Origin of the sequence: Granulicoccus phenolivorans DSM 17626 = NBRC 107789 = JCM 15570, from assembly GCF_000423085.1 — a bacterium.
Classification (GTDB): domain Bacteria; phylum Actinomycetota; class Actinomycetes; order Propionibacteriales; family Propionibacteriaceae; genus Granulicoccus; species Granulicoccus phenolivorans.
The window spans coordinates 83,545-102,605 of sequence record NZ_AUHH01000011.1 but is presented as its reverse complement, the minus strand read 5'-3'; the positions used below and the strand labels follow the sequence as shown (position 1 = coordinate 102,605).

The 19,061-nt window shown below is 72.1% G+C and carries 16 protein-coding genes; 6 read left to right on the top strand and 10 right to left on the bottom strand.

The window, feature by feature from the left end:
* The first annotated feature begins 286 nt into the window (after positions 1 to 286).
* Both ftsH and G531_RS0106230 read left to right on the top strand, forming a co-directional pair.
* Positions 287 to 2,317 (top strand): ATP-dependent zinc metalloprotease FtsH, encoded by a 2,031-nt coding sequence (gene ftsH / locus G531_RS20895; RefSeq protein WP_081683881.1) that lies wholly within the window; start codon positions 287 to 289, stop codon positions 2,315 to 2,317.
* Between the two features lie 2 nt (positions 2,318 to 2,319).
* The gene (locus tag G531_RS0106230; protein WP_035757827.1) at positions 2,320 to 3,066 is read left to right on the top strand and encodes a cobalt-precorrin-6A reductase; all 747 of its coding nucleotides are present in this window, start codon (positions 2,320 to 2,322) and stop codon (positions 3,064 to 3,066) included.
* Here the strand turns inward: G531_RS0106230 and G531_RS20890 are convergent.
* A complete protein-coding gene (locus G531_RS20890; RefSeq protein ID WP_035757820.1) occupies positions 3,038 to 5,791 on the bottom strand; it encodes a cation-translocating P-type ATPase in 2,754 nt (917 codons plus the stop codon). The two genes, G531_RS0106230 and G531_RS20890, sit on opposite strands and share 29 nt — an antisense overlap.
* A gap of 61 nt (positions 5,792 to 5,852) precedes the next feature.
* Between G531_RS20890 and G531_RS20885 the strand changes: the two genes are divergently transcribed.
* On the top strand, positions 5,853 to 6,563 hold the full coding sequence (locus G531_RS20885) for a TetR/AcrR family transcriptional regulator (RefSeq protein WP_162143151.1): 711 nt from the start codon (positions 5,853 to 5,855) through the stop codon (positions 6,561 to 6,563).
* Here the strand turns inward: G531_RS20885 and G531_RS20880 are convergent.
* The 3 genes from G531_RS20880 to G531_RS20870 form a co-directional block, all read right to left on the bottom strand.
* Positions 6,526 to 8,118 (bottom strand): ABC transporter permease, encoded by a 1,593-nt coding sequence (locus tag G531_RS20880; protein WP_035757818.1) that lies wholly within the window; start codon positions 8,116 to 8,118, stop codon positions 6,526 to 6,528. The two genes, G531_RS20885 and G531_RS20880, sit on opposite strands and share 38 nt — an antisense overlap.
* A complete protein-coding gene (locus G531_RS20875) occupies positions 8,115 to 9,032 on the bottom strand; it encodes an ABC transporter ATP-binding protein (protein WP_035757817.1) in 918 nt (305 codons plus the stop codon). The genes G531_RS20880 and G531_RS20875 overlap by 4 nt, the downstream gene beginning before the upstream one ends.
* 64 nt (positions 9,033 to 9,096) lie before the next feature.
* Positions 9,097 to 9,675, bottom strand: coding sequence for a histidine phosphatase family protein (locus G531_RS20870; protein WP_051215135.1), 579 nt, complete (start codon positions 9,673 to 9,675; stop codon positions 9,097 to 9,099).
* Between the two features lie 147 nt (positions 9,676 to 9,822).
* On the opposite strand from G531_RS20870, the gene bioB reads away from it, so the two are divergent.
* On the top strand, positions 9,823 to 10,959 hold the full coding sequence (gene bioB, locus G531_RS20865) for a biotin synthase BioB (protein ID WP_081683879.1): 1,137 nt from the start codon (positions 9,823 to 9,825) through the stop codon (positions 10,957 to 10,959).
* 23 nt (positions 10,960 to 10,982) lie between these two features.
* On the opposite strand, the gene crcB is transcribed toward bioB, so the two are convergent.
* From crcB to G531_RS0106170, 6 genes are all read right to left on the bottom strand, one after another.
* Positions 10,983 to 11,369 carry a fluoride efflux transporter CrcB gene (crcB, locus tag G531_RS0106195; protein WP_026926578.1) on the bottom strand — a complete coding sequence of 129 codons (387 nt, stop codon included), beginning with the start codon at positions 11,367 to 11,369 and terminating at the stop codon, positions 10,983 to 10,985.
* Positions 11,366 to 11,836, bottom strand: coding sequence for a Fluc/FEX family fluoride channel (locus tag G531_RS0106190; RefSeq protein WP_081683878.1), 471 nt, complete (start codon positions 11,834 to 11,836; stop codon positions 11,366 to 11,368). Before G531_RS0106190 ends, crcB begins: the two co-directional genes overlap by 4 nt.
* A gap of 10 nt (positions 11,837 to 11,846) precedes the next feature.
* Positions 11,847 to 12,317 carry a universal stress protein gene (locus G531_RS20860; RefSeq protein ID WP_051215134.1) on the bottom strand — a complete coding sequence of 157 codons (471 nt, stop codon included), beginning with the start codon at positions 12,315 to 12,317 and terminating at the stop codon, positions 11,847 to 11,849.
* 61 nt (positions 12,318 to 12,378) lie between these two features.
* Complete coding sequence (gene cobA / locus G531_RS0106180; protein ID WP_245630433.1) at positions 12,379 to 13,140, bottom strand: uroporphyrinogen-III C-methyltransferase; 762 nt, start codon at positions 13,138 to 13,140, stop codon at positions 12,379 to 12,381.
* A 203-nt stretch (positions 13,141 to 13,343) separates the two neighbouring features.
* On the bottom strand, positions 13,344 to 14,735 hold the full coding sequence (locus G531_RS20855; protein WP_035757815.1) for a cobyrinic acid a,c-diamide synthase CobB: 1,392 nt from the start codon (positions 14,733 to 14,735) through the stop codon (positions 13,344 to 13,346).
* Positions 14,732 to 16,786, bottom strand: a complete 2,055-nt coding sequence (locus G531_RS0106170) for a putative cobaltochelatase (protein WP_081683876.1) — start codon at positions 16,784 to 16,786, stop codon at positions 14,732 to 14,734. The genes G531_RS20855 and G531_RS0106170 overlap by 4 nt, the downstream gene beginning before the upstream one ends.
* A gap of 123 nt (positions 16,787 to 16,909) precedes the next feature.
* On the opposite strand from G531_RS0106170, the gene cbiE reads away from it, so the two are divergent.
* Both cbiE and cobM read left to right on the top strand, forming a co-directional pair.
* A complete protein-coding gene (gene cbiE, locus G531_RS0106165) occupies positions 16,910 to 18,166 on the top strand; it encodes a precorrin-6y C5,15-methyltransferase (decarboxylating) subunit CbiE (RefSeq protein ID WP_026926574.1) in 1,257 nt (418 codons plus the stop codon).
* A complete protein-coding gene (cobM, locus tag G531_RS0106160; RefSeq protein ID WP_026926573.1) occupies positions 18,163 to 18,915 on the top strand; it encodes a precorrin-4 C(11)-methyltransferase in 753 nt (250 codons plus the stop codon). Before cbiE ends, cobM begins: the two co-directional genes overlap by 4 nt.
* Positions 18,916 to 19,061 lie beyond the last annotated feature (146 nt).

Here is a 19,061-nt window from a genome sequence, read left to right as displayed (position 1 = left end):
GGGTGCGCGGGTCCTGCAGGGGCCGCGGGAGGTACGCCGGCCCGCCGCACGGCACGCGGTCCCGCGAACAGCAGTTCGGCCCGCGGACAGGCACTCCTGCCCGCGTACCGCGCCCCGGGCCCGCGGACGGCACCCCGGCCCGCACACCGCACCCCGGCCCGCCCGGCCCCGGAGACCGCCAACACACCATCGCACCCGAGACACGACCAGCGTCAACCCCGGATTCGGCCGGTCTTGGCGCGGCCGGGTAGGGTCAACATGCCCCTAGTCGCCCAATAGGTAGGTCATGAACGCTTCCCGCATCTTCCGCGGCCCCACGGTCTGGATCATTCTGGCCGTGATCGCCGTGTTCGCCGGCTTCCAGCTGCTGAGTTCGGCCGACGGTTTCGAGGAGAAACCGACGTCGGAAGTCGTGGCGGTGATCAACGGCTCGGACAAGCTCCAGTCGGTCGAGCTGATCGACGGTGAGCAGCAGATCCGGGTGATCGGGGACGGCGGGAAGTTCCGCTACAAGGCGACCTGGGTCGGCACGCAGAGCGAACAGATCATCCCGCGGCTGCAGCAGCGGGTCGACGAGCACACCCTGGATTCGTGGAAGGGCACCAAACCGCAGCCGGGAGTCCTCGACTATGTCGTGCCCTTCCTGCTCCCCCTGCTGATCATCGGTGGCCTGTTCCTCTTCCTGATGAACTCCGTCCAGGGCGGCGGATCGCAGGTGATGCGGTTCGGCAAGTCCCGGGCCAAGGTGGCGAACAAGGACACCCCGAAGACGACCTTCGACGACGTTGCCGGCTGTGACGAGGCGATCGAGGAGTTGGAGGAGATCAAGGAATTCCTTGCCGATCCGGCCAAGTTCCAGGCCGTCGGCGCGAAGATCCCCAAGGGCGTGCTGCTGTACGGTCCGCCCGGCACCGGCAAGACCCTGCTGGCCCGCGCCGTCGCGGGGGAGGCCGGCGTACCGTTCTATTCGATCTCGGGGTCGGACTTCGTCGAAATGTTCGTCGGCGTCGGCGCCTCCCGAGTCCGCGACCTGTTCGAGCAGGCCAAGGACAACGCGCCCGCGATCGTGTTCATCGACGAGATCGACGCCGTCGGTCGGCATCGCGGCGCCGGAATGGGCGGCGGCCACGACGAGCGGGAGCAGACGCTGAACCAGCTCCTGGTCGAAATGGACGGCTTCGATGTACGCGGCGGGGTGATCCTGATCGCGGCGACGAACCGGCCCGACGTGCTGGACCCGGCCCTGCTGCGCCCCGGCCGGTTCGACCGGCAGATCCAGGTCGACTCGCCCGACATGGCGGGCCGGCTGGCGATCCTGAAGATCCATGCCCAGGGCAAGCCGATGGGCGATGTGGACCTCAAGGCGGTGGCCCGGCGTACCCCCGGGTTCACCGGCGCCGACCTGGCCAACGTGCTCAACGAGGCAGCCCTGCTGACCGCCCGCACCGACCAGACCGTGATCACCAATCAGGCCCTGGACGAGGCCATCGACCGGGTGATCGCCGGCCCGCAGCGCCGCACCCGCCTGATGAGCGACCGGGAGAAGCTGATCACCGCCTACCACGAGGGTGGCCATGCCCTGGTCGCCGCGGCGATGCCCGGCACCGATCCGGTGCAGAAGGTGACCATCCTCCCGCGCGGGCGGGCGCTGGGCTACACCATGGTGCTGCCCGAGGACGACAAGTACTCCAACACCCGCGGCGAATTGCTGGACCAGCTGGCGTATATGCTCGGTGGCCGGGCGGCGGAGGAGATGGTCTTCCACGACCCCACCACCGGAGCCTCCAACGACATCGAGAAGGCGACCAATGTGGCCCGCGCGATGGTGACCGAGTACGGCATGAGTGACCGGATCGGGGCGATCCGACTCGGCTCCGGGGACAAGGAACCGTTCCTGGGCCGCGAGATCGCCTCGGGGCACCGGGACTACTCCGAAGAAGTGGCCGCGGTCGTCGACGAGGAGGTCAAGACCCTCATCTCGAACGCCCATCAGGAGGCCTTCGACGTCCTGGAGACCAATCGCGCCATTCTCGATGAGCTGGTGCGGCAACTGTTCGAGCACGAAACCCTGGATCGGGCGCAGGTCGACCGGATCTTCGAGCCCATGCAACGCTGGCCGAAGCGGCCGGCCTGGACCGGGTCCGACTCCCGGCAGCCCTCCGACATTCCGCCGGTGATGCCGCCGCCCAGCCCGACCGAGGCCGAGGACGAGCCGCATCCGGCCGGCGGACTGGAGCTTCCGCCGGGCCAGCCGGGCAGTACCGAACTGCCGCCGGTGCCCGGGGACGGCCCGCAGCACCCCGGCCTCACCCACTGATCGTGCCGACCGGTCCCGCGGTCCTGATCCTCGGCGGCACCGGGGAGGCCCGGGCGCTCGCCCGAGCCCTGGTCGACCTCGGCGTACCGACGCTGTCCTCCCTCGCCGGCCGGGTCTCCCGGCCCGCGCTGCCGGTGGGCGCGGTCCGCAGCGGCGGGTTCGGCGGGGTGGCCGGCCTGGCCGAGTTCCTGCGGAGCAGCGCGACCCCGTTGGTGATCGACGCCACCCACCCGTTCGCCGCGACCATGTCCGAGCATGCCGTCGCCGCCAGTACACAGGCCGGCGTACCGCTGCTGCGGCTGTTACGACCCGGCTGGGAGACCGACCCCCGGGCCGTCTCCTGGACCTGGGTGCCGGACATCTCCGGGGCCTGCCCGGCGCTGGCCGAACTGGGCGAACGGCCATTCCTGACCACCGGCCGCCAGGGCCTGGCGCACTATCGGGCCTGGGCCGACCGCTGGGCACTGGTCCGGCTGGTCGAACCGCCCGACGAAGCCTGGCCGAACTGGACGATCCTGCAGCGCCGCGGCCCGTTCGACCACGCCGCCGAACGTTCGCTGTTCACCGAGTACGCCGTGGACGTCCTGGTCACCAAGAACTCCGGCGGCTCCCTGACCGCCGCCAAACTCGACGTGGCCGCCGAACTGGGCGTCCCGGTGGTCGTGGTCGACCGCCCGGCCGAGCCGGCGGCCGAGCGGGTCGCGACCGTCGAAGCGGCGGTCAGCTGGGTCCGGGCCCGGCTGGGCTGATCCGCCGCGAGGCTCGCCCGGGCAGGTGGCGCAGCACCGCCTTGACCGCTTCGGCGAGCAGGAACACCACGACCGCCAGGACCAGGGTGAGACCCCAGCCGTGAGGACCGATCGGGGTCGTCTCGAACCACAGGTTCATGAACGGGGCGTAGGTGAAGGTCAACTGCAGCACCAACAACAGCCCGGCGGAGATCCAAATGGCCCGATTGCCGACCAGCACCCGCCAGGTGAGCGCGGAATTGTGCAGGAAGCGGCAGTTGAACAGGAACGCCAACTGCCCCAGCGCCAGCATCAGCACCGCCGTGGTCTGGGCCACCGCATAGTTCCCGGTTCGGGCGAACTCCAGCAGATACACCCCCAACGTGGCCCCGCCGATCAGCACCGACGCGCTCAGCACCAGCGCCAACAAGCGCCCGGTCAGCACCGGTTCCCGCCGTGAGCGGGGCGGGCGGCGCATGATCCCCGCTTCGGCCGGTTCACCGGTCAGGGCCAGGGTGAGGGTCAAGGTGGTGACCAGATTCACCCACAGGATCTGCAGCGGCGACAGCGGCAGGGTGATCCCCAGCAGCACCGCCACGATCACCACCAGCGACTGGGAGCCGTTGGACGGCAGCAGGAAGACCACCGACTTGCGGATGTTGTCGTAGATCCGCCGCCCCTCGTGCACCGCCCGCTCGATGGTGGCGAAGTTGTCGTCGGCCAGCACGATGTCGGCGGCGTCCTTGGTCGCCTCGGTGCCCTTGATCCCCATCGCGACCCCGACATCGGCCCGGGTGATCGAGGGAGCGTCGTTGACCCCGTCGCCGGTCATCGCGACCACCTCGCCGTGCGACTGCAGCGCCCGGACGATGCGCAGCTTGTGCTCCGGTGAGGTACGCGCGTACACGTCGACCTCGCGGACCACCCGCCCCAGCCGGTCCTGGCTCAGCTGCGCCAGGTCGCTCCCGGTCAGCGCGGCAACCTCCCCGGTGGCCGGGGCGATCCCCAATTCGCGCGAGATCGCGATCGCGGTCCCGGGGTGGTCCCCGGTGATCATCTTCACCCGGATCCCGGCGCCGTGGGCCTCGGCGATCGCCGCGGTGGCCTCCGGTCGCGGGGGATCGAGGATCCCGACGATCCCGAGAAAGGTCAGGCCGCCCTCGAGTTCGACCGGAGTCAGCGTCGTGGTCTCCCCGGCCGGTTTCGCCGCGGCTGCCAGCACCCGCAGACCGCGGCCGGACAGATCCTCGATCCGGGCCTCCCAGGCGGGTCGGTCCAGCGGGACGGGGGCCGCGGTGGGGCCCTGCTGGGTGGCGCAGCGGTCGAGCAGCCGGTCCGGCGCCCCCACCAGGTGGATCAGCCGGCGGACCGGGGTGCCGGTGGGTCCGGGCAGTTCGGCCAGCGTCGCGGCGTACTTGTGCGCCGATTCGAACGGCAGATGGGCGATCCGGGCCGCCGCGTGCACCGGAGCGCCGGCCTTGCGGGCCAGTACCGCCAGGGCTCCCTCGGTGGGCTGGCCGACGACCCGCCAGCCGGTCTCGGTCTGCTCGAGCCGGGCATCGTTGCAGACCCCGACCGCCAGGGTGAGGGCGGCCAGCTGCGGATGGTCGGCGAGTTCGGCCGGCTCCCCGGCGGCGGTCAGGATCCGCCCCTCGGGCGCGTAGCCGGTGCCCTCCACGCGATAGCTCGCCGCGGCGGTGACCACGACCCGGGCGGTCATCTCGTTCTGGGTGAGCGTGCCGGTCTTGTCCGAGCAGATGGTGGTGACCGCGCCGAGGGTTTCCACCGCCGCCATCTTGCGGGTGATCGCCTGGTGCCGGGCCATCTGCTGCACCCCGAGGGCCAGGGTGATGGTGACCAGGGCGGGCAGCCCCTCCGGAACGGCGGCGACCGCGAACGCGATCGCCGCCGACAGCAGTTCCTCGCGCGGCCAGTCATGGGTGAGCCGGCCCACCAGCAGCATCACCGCGGCGAGCAGGCCGATGATGATCGACATCTGTTTGCCCAGCCGCCCGAGCTGGCGCGACAGCGGAGTGTCCAGCTGGTCCTGGGTGGCCACCAGCGCGGAGATGCGGCCGATCTCGGTGCCGGTCCCGGTCGCCACGACCACCCCGGCGCCCCGGCCGCCGGTGACGATCGTCCCGGCGTACAGCATGCCGCAGCGGTCACCGAGGCCGGCATCGGCCGACACCGGCGCCGGATCCTTGCTGCTCGGCTCGGCCTCCCCGGTGAGCGCGGACTCATCGAGCTGCAGATTGGTCGCGGTGTGCAGGCGTACGTCGGCCGGCACCCGGTCCCCACTGCGGACCCGGACGACATCACCGGGTACCAGAGTTGCCGCATCGACGATGCCCCAGGCCCGCTCCCGGCGTACCTGCGCATGCACCGATTGCAGTCGGTGCAGCCCGGCCAGGGCCGATTCGGCCCGGCCCTCCTGGATGAAGCCGATCAGTCCGGTGGCCAGGATCACCACGGTGATCACGGCGAAATCGATCCATTCCCCGGAGATCGCCTTGAGGACGGCCGCGCCGATCAGGATGTAGATCAGCACGTCGTCGAAGTGCTTGAGCAGGCGCCGCCACAGCGGCTGTCGGGCCGGTGGGGGCAACTCGTTGCGGCCGGTCCGGGCCAGCCGGGTGGCGGCCTCGGCCCGGGTCAACCCGTCGGCGGAACTGTCCAGCGAGGTCAGCACCTCGGTCGCGGACCGGGCCCAGGGTTCGCGCTGCGCGAATTCCGGCTGTTGCATGTGGCCCTCGTCACATAAGATATGGGACGTATCTTATGTCTTTGAGGGTAGCATCCCGAGAATGGCTGTACCGGGAAATCGCCCAGCCTCGCCGGAGGTCCGTACCCGCCGCCGCGGCGAGGCGCTGGTGGCCGCCATCCGGGCGGCCACCCGGGCCGAACTGGGCAGTCGCGGCTATTCCGGGGTGACCTTCGAGGGGGTGGCCCGCCGGCTGGGCACGAGCAAACCGGTGCTGTACCGGCGCTACCGGAACCGGGCGCACCTGGTCGCCGACGCGCTCGCCGCGGAGTTGGCGCCGGCGGTCGGAGCGTTGCCGCGGCCGGGATCCGGGAGTGCACCCTCGCTGCGCACCGACCTGCTCGCGCTGCTCGGCCGGAGCCTGGCCCGCCGGGAGGAGATCGGCCCGGACACACTGCGCGCGCTGCTCGGCGATGCCGACGCCGACCTGCGCGCCGACCTGGTGGACCGGTCCCGGCGCAATCTGCTCACCGCGCTGCGCGGGGTGGTGGACGCCGCCGTGGCCCGCGGCGACCTGGGGCCCGGACCGATCCCCGACCTGGTCCTGCTGACCCCGGTGACGCTCAGTCATGCCGAACTGACCGCGGCCGGGCGGGGCAGCGACCCGGAGTTCCTCGCCCGTGTGGTCGACGAGGTCGCGGTGCCGCTGTTCCGCGCGCACGCCGGACCGGCCCGACCCGAGGCCGGCCGGCCCGCCGAGCAGGCTCCGGCTGCGCTCAGGTCGCCGGGAGATCGCGGCGCCGAAACACGCTGAAGGCCAGCGCGAGGAAGGCCACCCCGATCACGATCAGGCCGAGTTCGGGGGCCCAGCGCATCGACTCCGCCGGGAGTTTCGGAACGTGCCGGAACGGGGAGAGACCGGCGATCCAGTCCGGCAGCTTCAGCAGCCCGACGAACTCGACCAGAATGATCGCCAGGGTGAGCGCACCCCAGCCGATCGCCGAGGCCAGCCGCGGCACCAGCGCGTACGCCGCCACGGTCAGCGCCGCCAGCACCCACGCGGCCGGGATCTGCACCCAGAACGCGGTCAGCGAGGCGACCAGGGAATGATCCTCACCGCCGGACAACCGCCCCAGATAGTCACCGACCGCGGCCAGTGTCAACATCACCGGTACGCCCACCACCGCGATCAGCAGGTGCGACAGCAACAGCGCGGTACGCCCGACCCCGGCGGCGAGCACCTGCTCGCTGTGCCCGTCGGCCTCCTCGGTCCGCAGCCGCAGCACGGCCCCGATCGCGAACGCCGCCGCCAGGTAGCCGGTGATCAGGGCGTACACCGAGGTCAGCAGCGCGGCCACGTCACCGGCGCCGCCCAGGCGCCGCAGCAGGTCGATGGTCTCGGGGGTGAGGAAGCTCCCGATGGTGCCCGACAGGCTGCCGACGACCAGGCCCATCGCGCTGAACACCAGCGCCCAACCGATCACCCCGCCGCGCTGCAACCGCCCCGCCAGGGCGTACGCCGAGCCGATCCGCGAATGCGCCGGTCCGGGGCGCTCGTGCAGCAGTCCCGAGCCGATGTCGCGGGTGGCCAGCAGCCGGTCGGCGACCAGCAGCGAGACCACCAGCAGGCCGAGGGTGAGCAGCAGCGGCCACCACCGCTCCCCGTTGTAGGGGCGCACCTGCTGCGCCCAACCCAGCGGGGACAGCCAGCGCAGGAACTCCCCGGGCCGGCCCTGCCGCAGATCGCCGACCATCCGCAGCAGAAATGCCAGCCCGAGCACGCTGAACGCGATCACCCCGCAGATGCGATTGCTGGCGCTCACCTGGACCGCGACCGCGGTGAGTCCGGTGAAGGCCCAACCGACGGCGGTGACGGCCAGCCCGAGCGCCCAGGCGCCGGTCCAGGGCAGGCCGGACAGGCCGACGAACAGACCGGAACCGAGCCCCAGGACCACCGAGACCAGCAGGGCCAGGCTCACCGCCGCGGCCAGCGGCGCGCGCCGCCCGACCGGGGTGCCGGCCAGCAGCTCGGTGCGTCCGGCCTCCTCGTCGGCCCGCGTGGTGCGGCGCACCAGGGCGATGACCAGGATTGCGATCACGATGAAGTCGATCATCTGCAGCTTCGCGGTGCCGAGGCCGCCGAGGGAATCGGGGAGGTCGACATGACCGTAGAAGGCGACCACACCGGTGGTGGCATTGCCGACGGCGTTGGCCAGAACGCGCTCGGCCTCGGTCGGATAGAGATCCACGGTGGCCACCCCGGAGGCCCAGGACAGCAGCCAGGTGCCGAGGGTGATGATCAGGATCAGCCAGCGGGAGCGGCGCAGGGCCTGCCGCAGCAGAATGCCGGTTCCGGCGAATCCGGTCATGACCGGCTCGGTTCGGGCAGCCGCGGCGTGGCCGGGGCGGGCGTCTCGTACTGGGCCAGGAAGAGCTCCTCCAGGCTGACCGGCTCGCAGGTCAGCGAGCGGATTCCGCGCACCGACAGCTCGGCGATCGCCCGATCGAGGGCATCGGTCGCGACGGTGAAGCCGACCTCGCCGTCGGTCTCCACCAGATCCTGGATGCCGGGGACTTCGGCCAGGCCGGGGCGCGGGTGGGCCAGCTCCGCCCGGACCCGGGTGTTGTGCAGATGCCGCAACTGCGCCAGGGAACCGGTCTCGATATTGCGGCCCGCCCGCAGCAGGGTGACCCGGTCGGCCAGGGCCTCCACCTCGGACAGGATGTGGCTGGACAGCAGAACGGTGCACCCCTCGGTCCGCAGGTCGCGGACGTAGTCGGCGAACACGGTTTCCATCAGCGGGTCCAGCCCGGAGGTCGGCTCGTCCACCAACAGGAGCTCGGCGTTGCTGGCCAGGGCGGCGATCAGGGCCACCTTCTGTCGGTTGCCCTTGGAGTAGGTGCGGGCCTTGCGGGTGGGGTCGAGGTCGAAGCGTTCCAGCAGGTCGGCCCGGCGCGCCGGGTCGAGGCCGCCGCGCAGGCGGCCGAGCAGATCGATGATCTGGCCGCCGGTCAGATTCGGCCACAGGCTGACATCACCGGGGACGTACGCCAGGCGGCGCTGGACCTCGGCCTGCCCCGGGCTCTGTCCGAAGATCCGGCAGGTCCCGGCGCTGGGGCGGACCAGCCCCAGCAGAATCCGCAGTGTGGTGGATTTCCCGGCCCCGTTCGGGCCGAGGAAACCGTGGATCTCTCCCGCGTGCACCGCGAGGTCGAGCCCGTCGAGGGCCCGGACGTGTCCGAAATTCTTGGTGAGACCGCTGATCTCGATGACCGTCGTCATGAAATTTACGGTACGCCGATCCGGCGCGCCCGGAGCGGTGACGTGTGCCTCAGTTGATGGGGCCTCAGTCGGTGGGGGCCGTGTTGTCGAAGGATTCGACCTGCCAGCCGGCGCCGACCCGCAGCAGGACGGCCCACGAGCAGGTCTCCACCTCCGGGGTGATTCCGGGGCGGATGCTGGTGAGCAGCGGGCGAATGACCGCATCGTGGGTGACCACGGCGACGGTGCCGGTGTCGGTGAGGGCATCGAGGCCGTGCCGGGCCCGGTCGAGCACCGCCGCGGTCGGCTCGACTCCGGGGGCGGCGTCGATGCTGCCCCACTGCTGGAGCACCTCCGAGCGGAGCCGACCGGTACAGGCACCGTAGTCGCGATCCAGATAGGCCGGATCGACCGACTGCGGTACGCCGGACTCCGTGGCGATGATCTGCCCGGTCCGCACGGCCCGCTGCAGCGGGCTCGTGACCACCCGGCCGAGCCGATACGCGCGCAGGGCCACGGCGGTCGCGTGCGCCTGTTGCAGGCCGACCTCGTTGAGCTCCGGATCGGCCCGGCCCCGGATGCGTCCCTCGGCGTTGAGGGCGGTCTGGGCGTGGCGTACCAGCAGGACGCGCAGTTGCTGGTCCGGTTCGGTCGTAGCGTTCATCGAAGTTCCTCTCGGCAGGATGGCCCGTGCCGAGTCTGCTCCACGGCTGCAAAGCGGCGTCGGCGGGATCCGCACAGCACGGATTGAACGGTGTTCAAAAACTGCTAGGGTGCCGACAAACACCGCTGCCGACCCGAAGGATGCTCGATGACCACGCTGCCCACCGCCCCCGCGAAACCGGCCGAACCGATCCAGTCGCGGGGCATCGCCGAGATCGTCGCCCGGCTGCTGAACGGTGGGGCGCCGCTGGATCGGGCGGAGGCACTGGCGGTGTTGGCCACCCCCGATGCCGACACCTTCGCGCTCGTCGCCGCGGCCGCGGCACTGCGGCGCCGGTACTTCGGAACGACGGTCAAGGTGAACTATCTGGTCAGCCTCAAGACCGGGCTGTGCCCGGAGGACTGCAGCTATTGCTCCCAGCGGCTCGGCAGCACCGCCGAGGTGCTGAAGTACTCCTGGCTGGACACCGCTGAGGCCGTTCGCCAGGCCGGGCTGGGCATCGCCGGTGGTGCCTCGCGGGTGTGCCTGGTCGCCTCCGGCACCGGCCCCTCGGATCGGGATGTCGCCCGGGTCGGCGCGCTGGTCGATGAGTTGAAGCAGCAGCATCCCCGGGTCGAGGTCTGTGCCTGCCTGGGGGCGCTGCGGGACGGGCAGGCCGAGACGCTGCGGGAGCACGGGGTCGACGCGTACAACCACAATCTGAACACCGCGGAGTCGCGGTATCCCGAGATCTGCACCAGCCACACCTACCAGGACCGGGTGGAGACCGTACGCCGGGCCGGCGCGGCCGGGTTGTCCTCCTGCTCGGGGTTGATCGCCGGCATGGGGGAGCGTGACGAGCAACTGGTCGAGGCCGTTCTCGCGCTGCGGGAGTTGGATTCGGACTCCATCCCGATCAACTTCCTGATGCCCTTCGACGGAACTCCGCTGCAGGGGCACTGGGAGCTGACGCCGCTGCGCTGCCTGCGGATCCTGGCGCTGGTCCGGCTGGCCTGCCCCGACAAGGAGGTCCGGATCGCCGGGGGCCGCGAACTGCATCTGCGTTCGCTGCAGCCGGTCGCCCTGCAGGTGGCGAACTCGATCTTCCTCGGGGACTACCTCACCTCCGAGGGCCGCGGCGCGCAGGAGGATCTGGAGATGATCCGCGACGCCGGCTTCACGGTCCTGGGCCAGGACGAAGCGGGGGCCGGTCCGGCCACGGGCGCCGGTGCGTCGGCCGCCGGGGCCACGACCCCGCCGATCCGGCGCCGCGGGGCCGGGACCGACCGGGACCCGAACGCCTGAGCCGCGTGCTCAGCCCAACCCGGTCAGCCCAACCCGTCCAGCCCGCCCAGCCACAGTCCCGCGGCGGCTGCCGCCGTCGCGAGGACCGGGACGCCCAGCCCGGTGAGCGCGGCGGCGCTCCACTGCCGCTGCTGCACCAGCCGGACGGTCTCGAAGCTGGCGGTGGAGAAGGTCGTGTAACCCCCGAGGAAACCGGTGCCGAGCACCAGCCGGACCGGTTCGGGGAGCACCTGAGCGGCGGCGAGCCCGAGCACCAGGCCGAGCAGGAACGACCCGGTCAGGTTGATCACGATGGTCCCCCAGGGCAGTGGACCGGTGCTCCGGGCGCGAATGGCGCCGTCCAGCAGCAGCCGGCAACAGGCGCCGAGTCCGCCGACCAGGGCGACCGCGACGAACAGCAGCGGGGTCATCGGGTGCGCCTGCCGCGCTGGGTCAGGGTCGCCAGGACGATCCCCAGCCCGGTGGCGAGCGCGCCGAGCAGCACCGTGGCCAGGGCGTACGCCGGGCCCGCGGCGGGGGTACTGCCGCCCAGCAGGGTCGCGGTATCGGTGGCCAGCCCGCTGTAGGTGGTGTAGCCGCCCAGGAGTCCGGTGCCCAGCAGCAGCCGGAGTCGGCGCCGATGTCCGGCGTCGGGGCCGCTGCGGGCGAGTGCGTCGAGCAGGAATCCGAGCAGGAACGCCCCGGTCACGTTGATCGCCAGGACCACCCAGGGGATTCCGCCGGGGACGGGCGGGAACACCAGCGAGAGGGCCTCCCGGATCGCGACGCCGACACTGCCGCCGACGAACACCAGCGTGAGCGAGGACAGCCGGCGATGCACCGGCGTGGGGGCGGCCGGCGTGGTCGGTACGGTCGGGGGCTCGGCGGAGGCGGCCATCGATGCGGGACTAGTCGGTGCCACCGCGCCGGGACAGGTCCGCGTCCACCGGGTGCTGCGGGATCACCACCACCGGGCGATGCTGGCGATGGGCGAGCTGGACCGCCACCGACCCGTTGATGACCTCCCGCAGCGATCCCCGCAGCCCGGCATTGCGGGTGCCGACGACGATCATCGTCGCGGCCAGTTCGGTGGCGATGCGGGAGAGCTCCTTGGCCGGGTTGCCGGCCAGCGCCCGGGTGCTCCAGCGGACCGGGCGTTGGGCCAGGACCTCGGCGATCCGGGTCCGGATGACCTCGTCGAAGTGGAGGACCCCGTCGTCGGCCAGGTCGGAGTCGATCGAGGCGGCGGTGACGGTGCCGTCGGGATGGCGTTCGATCGGGTAGCGGGAGGCATCGACGCTGACGCACACGAGTTCGGCGTCGAAGTGTTCGGCGAAGGTGGCCGCGCCGGCCACCACGTCGGGCGACTGCTTCGCCACGACTCCGACGATGACGTACCTGGGTGATCTCATTCTTGCCTGCCCCGGACCGCGGTGCGGCTCACTCCAGCCGGAGCCCGGCCACCGCCCCGATGATGGTGACTGCGGGAGCACCGAGGCCCTCTCGTTCCACGGTAGCGGCGATTTCCGCCAGCGGGGCCCGGATCGTTCGCATGCTCGGCAGCCCGGCGTCGGCGACGGTGATCGCCGGGGTGTCGGGGGACAGGCCGTGTTCGATCAGCGTGGCGCAGATCTTCGGCAGCGTACCGACCCCCATCAGGATCACCAGCGTGGTCCCGGTGCGGGCCAGCGCCGCCCAGTCCAGATCTCCGCGCGGATCCCCCGGGGCGACATGTCCGGAGACCACGGTGAAGCCCTGGCTCAGGCCGCGATGGGTGACCGGGACCCCGGCGAGTTCGGCGGCGGCGATGGCCGAGGAGATCCCGGGCACGGTGCGTACGCCGATCCCGGCCTCGGCGCAGGCCAGCCATTCCTCCCCGCCGCGGCCGAACACGAAGGAGTCGCCGCCCTTGAGCCGGACCACCTTCCGGCCGGCGGCGGCGTGCTCGATCAGCACCTGGTTGATCCGCTCCTGCGGGGTGAACTCGCCCCGGGGGATCTTCCCGACGTCGATCAGTTCGGCCGACAGCCCCTCGAGCAGCGCCAGCGGCGCGAGCCGGTCGTGCACGACGACCTCGGCGCTGCGCAGTTCGTGCAGCCCGGCGACGGTGATCAGGTCCGGATCGCCGATGCCGCCGCCGACCAGGACGACCTCGCCGCGCCCGGACGGGGGCGCCGGCGCCGCGACCGCCCGGGTCTTCAGCACCACATCGAACGCGGCGGGATCGGCGTCGGGGACGTGCGCGATCAGGCCCCGCTCGACCAGGTCCCGCACCGAGGTGGTGAGTTCGCCGGCGCGGACGCTCACCCGGGCACCGGCGGCCAGCAGCGACGAGATGGTGGCGATGGTCGCCGGGGTGCAGTCGGTGATCAGGACCTGGCGTCCGGCCACATCGACGTCGAGGCTCATCGGGATACTCCTGTGTTCTGGTGGGCGAAGACCGCCGTCGCGAAACGGTACGCCGACTGCGGGTGGCCGGCCCAATGGGTGTGCAGATAGCTGGCATGGACACTTGGTACGCCGGTGGGCGCCAGCGAGAAGCCCTCCGGGGTGCCGTCGAGCAGCCAGGCCGGATCGGGGCCGGCGCCGGGATCGGTGCGGGTGCGGTGGAACTCGTGCCCGCGGAGGCGTTCCCCGGCCCGGGCCACCAGGGTGTCCGCCGGCGCGATCGCGGTCCGGTAGCCCAGCGTCAGCCGGCGGTGCATCGCGGCGTCGGTGGGCAGGACGCCGGCCATCGGCTGCCGGTCCAGAGTGCGGCTGAGGTACAGCAGGCCGGCGCATTCGGCGACGGTGGGCAGACCCGCGGCGACCCGAGCGGCGATGGTGTCGGCCAGAGCGTGGTTGGCGCCGAGGGACTCGGCGTACACCTGGGGGAAGCCGCCGCCCAGGTAGAGCCCGCTGGTGCCCGCGGGCAGGTCGGGGTCGGTGAGCGGATCGAACTCGACCACCCGGCAGCCGGTCGCGGTCAGCAACTCGGTGGTCTCCGGGTAGCGGAAGGTGAAAGCCCGCCCGGCGGCGACCGCGACCACGGGGGCGGAGTCACCGATCCGGGCGACGGCCGCGGCCGGGTCCCACGGGGTACCGGTCAGCGGGGCCGCCTGCTGGGCGATCCGTTCCACGGCGGCCAGGTCGATCGCGCCGGCGATCTGCTCGGCCAGCAGCCCCAGCGACTCCTCCGCCCGGTCACGTTCGGCGACCGGAACCAGCCCCAGATGCCGCGACGGTGCGGTGATCCCGGCATCGCGCTGCAACACCCCCAGCACCGGTACGCCGGTGGCCGCCATCGCCGCGACCGCCTCGTCGCTGTGACGCACCGAGCCGGCCTTGTTGAAGATCACCCCGGCGATGTGCAGCCCCGGTTCGAAGGTGGCCAGGCCGTGCACCAGGGCAGCCACGGTGCGGGAGGTGTGTGAGATGTCGACGACCAGGATGATCGGGGATCCGGTGAGCTGGGCGATGTGCGCGGTCGAGGCGTACCCCTGGGTGCCGAGCTGGCCGTCGAACAGACCCATCACGCCCTCGATCACCGCCAGATCGGCCGGCTCGGGGGTGCGGCTGCCGTGCAGCAGCAGCGGGGTGATCAGGTCCCCGGGGCACAGCACCGGGTCGAGGTTGCGCCCGGCGCGCCCGGTGGCCAGGGTGTGGTAGCCCGGATCGATGTAGTCCGGGCCGACCTTGAACGGGGCGACGCTGCGCCCGCGCGCCCGCAGGGCGGCCATCAGGCCGGAGGCGACGGTGGTCTTGCCGTGTCCGGACGCCGGGGCGGCGATCACGAACCGGGGGAGCGGCCGGCTCATGCGGCCGGCCGGTGGGCGGCGACCGCCGAGAGGATCTGGTCGGCGCCGACCGATTCCAGGGCGACATGGTCCGCACCGAGTCGGTGGGCGAGGCGGCCGGCCAGGCCCAGCCGCAGCCGGCCGGACTCACAGTCGATCACCAGGCAGTCCACGTGCTGCTCGCGCAACAGGTCGGCCACCCGATCGGCCCGGGCCAGGGCGTCGGGGCCGCTGGTGGCCCGCCCGTCGGTGATCAGCACCAGCAACGGGCGTCGTTTCGGATCCCGGATCCGCTCGGTCCGCAGCACCTGTGCGGCCTGCCACAGACCTTCGGCCAGCGGCGTACGGCCACCGTGCGGGAGGTCGGCGAGGCGGCGCGCGGCGGCATCGACCGACCCGGTCGGCGGTAGCAGCAGTTCGGCGGTCGAGCCGCGGAAGCTGACCAGGGCGACCTTGTCCCGGCGCTGATAGGCGTCCAGCAGCAGGGACAGGGTCGCGGTCTTCACCGCCTCCATCCGGCGCCGGGCGGCCATCGATCCCGAGGCGTCGACGCAGAACAGGATCAGGTTCGATTCCCGGCCCTCGGTGATCGCCCGGCGCAGATCGGAATGGCGGAACAGCATCTGGGTCTGCCGGCCGCGCCGCTGCTGGTGCGGGGCCGCGGCGAGGATCGTGGCCGGCAGATGGACCGGGCCCTCGGCGTGGGTGGTGGCGCCGATCCGGCGGCCCCGGCTGGTCAGCGCCCGGGAACGGCGACCGGCCTGGCCCGAACCGATCCCGCGGGCGGTGAACAGCTTCGTCCGGTACGCCTGCCCGGGCGGCGCGATCCCGACCGGGACGGTGGCGCCGGCACCGGGCTCCGGGTCGCCGGACGTCGGCTGCTCAGCCGGTTCCGGACCCCGGTCGGCCGGGGATTCGGGTCGGGGACCGGCGGGGTCGGGTGCCCCGTCGGGGCGATCGCCGTCGGCGCCGTCAGTGGGGCCGGTCGGGTCGGGCTCGGTCGGGTCGGGCTCGGTCGGGTCGGGGGCGTCCGGCTCCGGTTCGGGCTCGGGGTCGGGCTCCGGGTCGTCGTCACCGAGCAGGCGATCCAGCAGATCCTCGTCCAACCCGGGGGCGTCGAAGGGGTTGCGCCGGCGCCGGTGCGGCAGGGCCAGTCGGGCCGCGGCCCGGATGTCAGCGCGGGTCACGGCGGTTCGTCCGGACCAGGCGGCGTGGGCCAGCGCGGCCCGGGCGGTCATGATGTCGGCGCGCATCCCGTCGACCTCGAAGCCGGCGCAGACCTCGGCGATCTTGATCAGTGCCGCCCCGGACAGCGTCACCTGCGGCAGCAGTTCCCGGGCCGTGGCGATCCGGGTCGCCAGGTCCTGTTGCGCCGGGGCGTACGCCGCGACGAACCCCTCGGGATCGGCGTCGAAGGCCATCCGCCGCCGGACCACCTCTGCGCGGACCGCCGGATCGCGCGGCGCGGACACCTCGACGGTCAGGCCGAAGCGATCCAGCAGCTGGGGGCGCAGTTCGCCCTCCTCGGGATTCATCGTGCCGACCAGCACGATCCGGGCCGCGTGGGAGACCGACACCCCGTCGCGTTCGACGGTGTTGCGGCCCATCGCGGCCGCGTCCAGCAGCAGATCGACCAGGTGGTCGTGCAGCAGGTTTACCTCGTCGACGTACAACAGGCCCCGGTGCGCCCGGGCGAGCAGGCCGGGTTCGAAACTGGCCCGGCCCTCCCCGAGGGCGGACTGCAGATCCAGCGACCCGATCACCCGGTCCTCGGTCGCGCCGACGGGCAGTTCCACCAGTTGGGCCGCGCGGCGGGTCGCGGGCGCGTCGGCGGGGTGCGGGCCGTCGGGGCAGCCGGGATCGGGGGCGGCCGGGTCACAGCCGAATCGGCAGCCGGTGACCACCTGTTGCGCCGGAAGCAGTTCGGCCAGGGCGCGGACCATCGTGGACTTCGCGGTGCCCTTCTCGCCCCGGACCAGCACGCCACCGACGCTCGGGGAAATGGTGGTCAGCAGAAGGGCCAGCGCCATGTCGTCGGCACCGACCACTGCGGCGAAGGGGAAGCGGGTCACTGGGCTCCTGATCTGTGATCACCGTGGCTCGGCGTTGCGGGATACCGCCGTCGATCTTCTCACTCCGGTTCCGCCGGTGTCAAACATGACCGGCGGGCGGCCGCGGGCCCGTAGGCTGTCGGGGTGCATGAAGAGGTCGGGATCGACGTGGTCGGAATCGGGGCCGATGGTCCGGACTCCCTGCGACCGGCGCAACGGCAGTTGCTCGAGCGCGCCGACGTGGTGATCGGCGGGGCCCGTCACTTGGCCATGCTGGCCCCGCGACCCGGCCGCGAAGACCTGCCCTGGCCCTCCCCGCTGCGGGCCGGGTTGCCCGATCTGCTGGCGCGGATCGGGGATCGCCGGGCGGTCGTCCTGGCCTCGGGCGACCCACTGATCTCCGGTATCGGCAGCACCCTGATCGAGTTCCTCGGCGCCGCGGCGGTGCGGATCCACCCGGGCATCTCCTCGGTCGCGTACGCCCGGGCCCGGATGGGCTGGTCGGCGGAGGAATCGGTCGTGGTCACCGTCGTCGGCCGGGATCCGCAGCGGATCCGCCGCCACTTGGCGCCGGGGGAGAAGTTGATCGTGCTGTCCACCGGCCCGCAGACCCCGGGCGAGTTGGCGGCGCTGTTGACCGAGGACGGCTACGGCGGATCGGCGCTGACGGTGCTCGGCGACCTCGCTACGCCCGCGGAATCCCGGCTCGACCTCCGGGCCGATGCCTGGTCCGCCGACGGTCCCGGAGTGCCGGCAATCCCGGGACTGAACATCGTCTGCGTGGACTGCCGCCTCGATGACCGGATCCCGCTGGGCAGTGCACCAGGACTGCCCGATGAGGTGTTCGACCATGACGGCCAACTGACCAAGCGGCAGGTCCGCGCCGGGGCGCTGGCGATGCTGCGACCGGGCCCGGGAGTGCTGTGGGACATCGGGGCCGGCGCCGGGTCGATCTCGATCGAGTGGTGCCGGGCGCATCCGCGCGCGATGGCCTACGGGATCGAGCGGAACCCGGACCGGGCCCGACGGGCCGAGGCGAACGCGCGACGGCTGGGCGTCGGTCACCAGGTGCGGATCGTCGACGCCGATGCCGGCGATCCGACCGCGCTGAGCGACCTGCCAGCACCGGATGCCGTCTTCGTCGGTGGGGGAGCCGGCAGCGAGCTGATCGAGCGCTGCTGGGCCGTGCTGCGGCCCGGTGGCCGGATCGTGGTGCACGCGGTCACCGTCGAGACCGAAGTGCTGCTGCACGAGTCCCAGGCCCGCCACGGCGGTGAGATCACCCGGATCGGGGTCGAACAGCTCGACCGGATCGGCCGCTACCACGGCTGGCGGCCGGCCCGCCCGGTCGTGCAGTGGTTCGCGACCCCCACCAGCAGCTCGAATCGGGAGGATTCATGACCGTCCACTTCATCGGTGCCGGACCCGGCGCCGCGGACCTGCTCACCCTGCGCGGGGCCCAACTGATCCGCACCAGCGAGGTCTGCGTGTACGCCGGCACCTATGTCCAGCACGCGCTGCAGCACTGCGGCCCGGACGCCGAACTGGTCGACTCCCAACACCTGAACCTCGACGCGATCATCGACGTGCTGGTCACCGCCCACCGGGCGGGGAAGGATGTGGCCCGGCTCTGCTCGGGGGATCCGTCGATCTACTCCGCGGTGGCCGAGCAGACCCGGCGCCTCGATGCCGCCGGGGTGCCCTGGGACATCACCCCGGGGGTGCCCGCCTATGCCGCGGCGGCGGCGCTGATCGGCAAGGAGCTGACCGTCCCCGAGGTCGCCCAATCGGTGGTGCTGACCCGGGCGCAGCGGGACTCCACGCAGATGCCGCCGACCGAGGTGCTGGAGAACTTCGCCGCCACCCGGGCCACCCTGGTGCTGCACCTGGCGATCCGGCGTACCCGCGAGTTGGCCGAGCGGCTCATTCCCGACTACGGCCCGAACTGTCCGGTGGTCGTGGTCGCCAACGCCACCCAGCCGAGCGAGCAGATCCTGCGCGGCACCCTGGCCGATATCGGCGAACAGGTCGAGGCCGTCGGGCTCACCCAGGCGGCGGTGATCCTGGTCGGCTGGGCGCTGGCCGCCGAGGACTTCGTCGAATCCCACCTCTACGCCAGCCGATCGGGCCGGGTTACTGACCCCGAGTGACAGGCAGCCGACAGCGGTTGCCGAAATCACCCCCGACACGCCGCGGGACAGCGCACGGATGTCGCCTCCCTGTCACTTGCCCGAGTAAAGGTTCCTCCACTGTCCGGTGAAGGGAGCCGGCTGGTGAACTCCTGCCGATCAATCGG